The 6,043-nt window shown below is 31.9% G+C and carries 6 protein-coding genes; 2 read left to right on the forward strand and 4 right to left on the reverse strand.

The features are described from left to right. Positions 1-31 precede the first annotated feature (31 nt). Together ACH2BP_RS00490 and ACH2BP_RS00495 are read left to right on the forward strand one after the other, a co-directional pair. Positions 32-967 carry an SPOR domain-containing protein gene (locus tag ACH2BP_RS00490; protein WP_395055943.1) on the forward strand — a complete coding sequence of 312 codons (936 nt, stop codon included), beginning with the start codon at positions 32-34 and terminating at the stop codon, positions 965-967. 124 nt (positions 968-1,091) lie between these two features. Beyond that, positions 1,092-1,601, forward strand: coding sequence for an acyl-CoA thioesterase (locus ACH2BP_RS00495; RefSeq protein WP_395055945.1), 510 nt, complete (start codon positions 1,092-1,094; stop codon positions 1,599-1,601). An 85-nt stretch (positions 1,602-1,686) separates the two neighbouring features. On the opposite strand, the gene ACH2BP_RS00500 is transcribed toward ACH2BP_RS00495, so the two are convergent. From ACH2BP_RS00500 to ACH2BP_RS00515, 4 genes are all read right to left on the reverse strand, one after another. Next, positions 1,687-2,901: a murein hydrolase activator EnvC family protein gene (locus ACH2BP_RS00500; protein ID WP_395055947.1), complete on the reverse strand. Its 1,215-nt coding sequence runs from the start codon at positions 2,899-2,901 to the stop codon at positions 1,687-1,689. A 20-nt stretch (positions 2,902-2,921) separates the two neighbouring features. Then, positions 2,922-3,695, reverse strand: coding sequence for a DUF4292 domain-containing protein (locus ACH2BP_RS00505; protein ID WP_395055949.1), 774 nt, complete (start codon positions 3,693-3,695; stop codon positions 2,922-2,924). Further along, the gene (locus tag ACH2BP_RS00510; RefSeq protein ID WP_395055951.1) at positions 3,695-5,038 is read right to left on the reverse strand and encodes a tetratricopeptide repeat protein; all 1,344 of its coding nucleotides are present in this window, start codon (positions 5,036-5,038) and stop codon (positions 3,695-3,697) included. The genes ACH2BP_RS00505 and ACH2BP_RS00510 overlap by 1 nt, the downstream gene beginning before the upstream one ends. Positions 5,039-5,041: 3 nt before the next feature. Beyond that, a partial coding sequence (locus ACH2BP_RS00515; RefSeq protein WP_395055953.1) for a sugar nucleotidyltransferase occupies positions 5,042-6,043 on the reverse strand: 1,002 nt, incomplete at its 5' end.

A 6,043-nucleotide genomic window follows, 5' to 3' on the forward strand; every position in this document is an offset into this window, starting at 1 on the left:
ATTTTTGCTTGTAGTTTATAATTTTGCTTTAATGAATATACCAAATCACATATCTCAATTATTATATCGTTTTCAGTGTGTTACTGTTCCTGGTTTTGGTGCTTTTTTAGCTGAAACAATTTCTGCAAACATACAAGAAAGCAACCAGACTTTTTATCCGCCAAAGAAAGTAATTTCTTTTAATTCTAATTTGAAAAATAATGACGGATTATTAGCCAATCATATTTCGGTTTCGGAAAAAATAAGTTACGAACAAGCTGTAATTGCTATAGAAAATACTGTTTTTTTGTGGAAAAGTGAATTAGAAAACAATCGTCACTTACCACTTAAAAATATAGGTGACTTGCGATTAAATCAAGAAAATAATTTGGTTTTTGAACCTTCAAATCACTTGAATTATTTGACTGCTTCTTTCGGGTTAACTTCATTTGTTTCTCCATCAATTAAAAGAGATTTCTCGATTGCTAACATAGAAGAAGTTGAAGAAGAAAAAGAAGTTGTTTATCAAATTAAAACTGAAAACACAAGATATTTAAATCCTTATTTGAAATATGCTGCTGTTTTTATAATGTCATTAGGCGCTGCTGGGTTTGGTTATAAATCATATTTAAATCAGACAGAGCAAGCAGAAACACTAATGGTTCAAGCTGATGTTCAGAAAGAAGTAAATGCTAAAATTCAGGAAGCTACTTTTCTTATAGGTAATCCTATTGGTGAGATTGAAACCGAAAAAACATTGCCTTTTCATATTATGGCTGGCGCTTTTAGAAACGAAAAAAATGCCAATCGAGAATTAGAAGATTTAATTTCGAAAGGGTATAATGCTAGGATTTTTGAACGAAATGCTGACGGATTAATTCCTGTAGTGTATGGTAGTTTTACTACTTATACCGAAGCGCAATACAAAATGACCCAAATACAAGATTCGATAAATCCTGCTGCTTGGCTTCTTATCGAGGAATTATAAAAGAAATCCACTATAAATATTTAGCCATAAATTCTTGAATTGCTTCGCCTGTTTGCAAATGCTCGGGTTGTGGCAATTTTTTTCTGTAATTTATAGTTTTCCGTTTATCTTTGCATAAAAAACCATGCAAGCAAAATTTCCTTCAGAGTCATTGACAATCCTTACCGATTTAGTTCTTCCAAGCGAAACCAATCCGTTAAATAATCTTTTTGGTGGTGAATTATTAGCCAGAATGGATCGTGCAGCAAGCATATCTGCTAGAAGACATTCTCGCAGAATTACGGTAACTGCATCGGTAAACCATGTGGCATTTAATAAATCTATTCCTCTTGGAAGCGTGGTTACTGTTGAGGCAAAAGTGTCTAGAAGCTTTAGAACATCTATGGAGATTTTTATTGATGTTTGGGTTGAAGATCGTGAATCTGGAAACAGAACCAAAGCCAACGAAGCCATATATACTTTTGTAGCGGTCGATGAAACTGGACAACCTGTTGAAGTTCCTCCAATTGAGCCTCAAACTGATGAAGAAAAAGCTAGATTTGATGCTGCTTTGCGAAGAAAACAATTAAGTTTGGTTCTTGCTGGAAAAATGAAACCGAGTGATGCAACGGAGCTGAAAGCGTTGTTTTTATAGATAATACTTATAAATTTTAAACAGAAATTCCACCAATTATCAAGAATTTTTTGTGATAATTGGTGGAATTTCTGTTTTTATAATCTTACATATTCATAATCCAACTTTGTGGATTTAATTTTGTTATATTTTGATAAATAAGGAATTTTAAAATAGCCTTATTCGTAAAAGTATTAAAAAACACCTCTCCTAGAACTTGTTTGGTCGATACTTTATCTCCTTTACGAACAAAAACTTTTCCGATATTAGAATAGGTTGTGATATAATCCCCATGACGCAACACAATTGTTGCTGTACCATTTGCGGCTTGTTGCACATCACTAACTTCTCCTGCAAATATCGAACGTGCTTTTGCACCTCTTTCTGAAGAAATTTCTATCCCACTACTTTCAATCATAATAGATGGCTCTAATGGATGCGGTTGTCTTCCGAATTTTTTTGTCAGCAATCCTTTTTCTACTGGCCACGGTAAACGACCACGATTGCTCTTGAAATCATTTGCTAATTCTTTTGCTTCTGGTGTTAATACAAATGTTGTCGTGTTTGTTGTGTTACCAGCTTTTTTATTCGTCGCTGCAATAGATTCTCTAATCAATCTATCAATTTGTTTTTCTATTGCTTTCGATTCTTTTTGCTTTTTCCTAATATCGGCAATAATTTTCCCTTTGTCTTTCTTGATAGAAAATAATAATCTTTGTTGCTCTTGTTTGTCTTTTTCTAGAACTTGTTTTTCCTTTTCGCTTTCGGCAATTAGCTTTACTTTTTCTTGTTTTTGCCCCAAAAGCTTGTTGTTAAAACGTTCTAATTCGATAGTTTTTATTTTTATTTCTTCGCCTTGCAATTTTCTAAAACTAGAATACTGTTTCATATATTGTGCTCGTTTGTAGGCTTGCAAAAAGTTTTCGGACGAAAGTAAAAACATCGCTTTACTTTGCTCAGAACGACTTTTGTATGATTTTACAATCATTTTAGCGTAATCTTCTTTTAGAATTTTTAAATCTTTATTTAGTTTGTTTACATTAACCTGATTAATGTACATGCTATTTCCCAAAACTTTTGCTTGTTTGGCTGTTGTATTAATCAGTTTTTGTTGCAAATTAATTTTAGCGGTTTGTTGCACCACCACTTTTACTACAGATTTTTCTTTCTTTTTTTGGCTTTGTAACAATTTTTCTTGCGCTCTAATTTCTTCTTGTAATCGTTCTTTTTGCTCTTCGAGTTTGCGCTGTCTTTCCTCTTCTTGTCCCCATGAGATGGAAGTTGTAAGTATTAATAGAAAATAAATAATATATTTTGACATCCTAAAATTGTATCTAATTTTTATAATTTGATTTGTTCGTAACCACTTGGAACGCTATACGGAAAAGTTAAATCTTCGTTGAATGTAGCGTTTTTATATTCAATCGTAATATTAGTGGTTTTATTGTCTTGATTTGCAAAAATAAGAAGTTCTCCTGGTAAAACACATTCTGGATACGAATTATAATTAGAATAATTGACCATCATTTTTCTTTCTGGTGTTTTTTGAGTGATTTCTTGACGTTTTAGCCAAAAAGAATTCACATCGAATACGTAACTTTTATTAAAATTTTCTCTTGTTATTTCTTCTAATTTTGGTGAGCCTTCTGCCATAGAAAGAGAATAATTTCCTTTGGATAAATCATCGATAGTTTGACCCAAAAGCATGTTTTGAGCTTTCTGAAAATTTAAATCGGTTCCCAACAAATTGCTTAATGTTTTGTAATCTCCTTCAAAATATTTACCTCCAATTTTTTCGTAATAACGAACTTGAGTTGGCGTAATTATGGCTTTTGCCATCGTTATTCCCAACATTTTTATACTAACCAGAATAATTTCATCTTTTTTTATTCTAATATCTGCCGAAAGGCTTAGAGATTGTTTATCATCTGCATAATCGATATTTGCTTTGATGTAGGCTGTTTTAAAATCGCGTTTTATCGCATAATGATTTTTTATAATATTAGAAACCGTTGCCGTTTCTCCTGTAACCACAGGTTGTGATGCAATTGTTTTTTGCTTCGATTTACAAGACAATAAAGCCAAAACCAATAAAAAAGGGAGAATTCTTCGCATTATTTTTGTGTTGTTTTTAGATTACTGGCTTTAGCCAAATATTGGTCACTTTTTTGAGTGTTTCCAAGTCCTTTTGAAGCTTCCGATAGTTGATTTAGAAAATCGATTTCTAAATCTACATTATCTATCACATAATCTATACCAGATTCTAGAAAATCAGTTGCTTTTTTATAATTTTTTAATTGATTTGATGCTTTTCCTGCAAAAAAATAATATTCTGGTTGGTTGGGAAAAGTTTCTATTAGTTCCGATGCTTTGGTTTCTAAAATTTCAAACTTACTGGTTTCTTCATAAGAAGCAAGCAAAAATAAGTTGGTTTCTAAATCGGTATATGATGCTTTTTCTAGGTTTTTTATAGCCAAATCCCAACTCTTCTTTTTGTAATAAAATTTGCCTATTTCTTTGTAAACATTAAATTCGGAATCGTTTTCAAAATAGACTGTTGCTTTGTTTAGTTCGGTTTCGAAAATTGGGTTTTTTAATGCAAAAATAAGAAACTCATTATACATCCTGTATTTAACTTTTTTATCTATTTTAGAACTATTTAAAACCATTTCTAAAGATTTTACAGCGCTAATTCCATCATTATTATTGATGTGATATTTGTATAAAAAGACCTGTGCCCAAAATGAATTTGGAATGTTCTTTTCTAACTTCCTAGCCACTTGCAAGGCTTTTTCTTCTTGGTTGTTATCGGAATACATATAAATAAGCGACAAGTAATTTTCCTCATTATTAGGAGATTGATCTATTGCTTTTTCTAATGTGTTTTTGTCGGACGAGTTGGTTTTAATTTGTGATGTAATTTGTAATTTATATCGATCACGAAGCTCAGTATTTCCAACGTTTTCATTTAATTCATTAATTAAAACCAAAGCTTTGTCATACTGTTGTGTATACATATAAAGCGACACCAAATCTTCTTTATATTTCTTATCTAACGGAATTATTTTTTGTGCAATAACTAACGCTTGATTGTAATTTTTAGTTTGATAATACACTTCATACAAATCGATTAAATACCATTTGTTTTTTGTGTCGATTTCTGCCGCTTTTACAAAAGCTTTCTCGGCATTTTGATAGTCTTTTAGAAAAAAATAGTTTTTACCTAATTCGTGATGGATAACTGCGTTTTCTGGTTGAATTTTGATGCATTTTTCTAGAGAAACAATAGCTTTATCATAATTTTCGATCCCTTTTTGAATTAGTGATTCGTAATATGATTCTTTAAAATCATCTTTTTCTAAAGCTACATCTTCGGGTTGGGTTTGTGCCAATATGTTTGCAGAAATGATACACATTCCGATAATAAACCATTTTTTATTTGACACTTTTTTATTCATATTTTATTCTAAAACCGAATAATCACCAATACTTATACTTGTAAAATTACCGTCGAAACTTGCATGATTTCCTATCATTGCGTTGTCTAAAGTAGCGTTTTTTATGTGTGCGTGGGTTTGTATTAAGCTATTTTTAACATTACTATTAATAATGTGACAACCTTTTCCTAATGAAACATTTGGTCCAACGGTTGCGTTTATCAAAACCACATCTTCCGCGATGTAACACGGTGGAATAATGGTAGAGTTTTCTGATTTTACATTATTTGAAACTAAATTAACTCCGTCTTGATGTAAAAAATTCAACATTCTTGAATTGGTATCAACTGTAACATCTTTGTTACCACAATCCATCCATTCATCTACTTTTCCTGGAACAAAAATCATGCCTTTTGCCATCATTTGTTTAATTCCATCGTTAATTTGATATTCGCCACCATGAATTATGTTGTTATCTAAAACCAATTGCAATTCGTTTTTAAGAACGGCAACATCTTTAAAATAATAAATTCCGATGACTGCTAAATCTGAAACAAATTCTTTTGGTTTTTCGACCAATTCTACAATTTGGTTTTTATCGTTTAAGTTTATTACTCCAAAAGCTTCAGGTTGATCTACTTGTTTTACCCAAATTACACTATCGGCAGTTTGATCTAAATCGAAATCGGCACGAATTAAAGTATCGGCGTAAGCAATAACAGCTGGTCCGCTCAAAGAATCTTTAGCACACATAATAGCGTGACCTGTTCCTAAAGCTTCGTTTTGGTAATAAATCGTTCCCTTGGCGCCTAATTTTTGTGCGATAGCAATTAATTCCTCTTCTACTTTTTTGCCAAAACTTTCGTGAATAATAAAGGCTACTTCTTCGATATCTTGATTCAATACGCCTGCAATATCTTCTACCAGTCGGTGAACGATTGGTTTTCCAGCGACAGGAATTAATGGTTTAGGAATGGTTAATGTATGTGGGCGAAGGCGTGATCCACGACCAGCCATAGGGACAAT

Source organism: Flavobacterium sp., from assembly GCF_043756175.1.
Classification (GTDB): domain Bacteria; phylum Bacteroidota; class Bacteroidia; order Flavobacteriales; family Flavobacteriaceae; genus Flavobacterium.

What these genes read in the sequence shown, in the direction of transcription:
- ACH2BP_RS00490 (WP_395055943.1), top strand. Translation starts at nt 32, where the DNA reads ATGAATATACCAAATCACATATCTCAATTATTATATCGTTTTCAGTGT.
- ACH2BP_RS00495 (WP_395055945.1), top strand. Translation starts at nt 1,092, where the DNA reads ATGCAAGCAAAATTTCCTTCAGAGTCATTGACAATCCTTACCGATTTA.
- ACH2BP_RS00500 (WP_395055947.1), bottom strand. Translation starts at nt 2,901, where the DNA reads ATGTCAAAATATATTATTTATTTTCTATTAATACTTACAACTTCCATC.
- ACH2BP_RS00505 (WP_395055949.1), bottom strand. Translation starts at nt 3,695, where the DNA reads ATGCGAAGAATTCTCCCTTTTTTATTGGTTTTGGCTTTATTGTCTTGT.
- ACH2BP_RS00510 (WP_395055951.1), bottom strand. Translation starts at nt 5,038, where the DNA reads ATGAATAAAAAAGTGTCAAATAAAAAATGGTTTATTATCGGAATGTGT.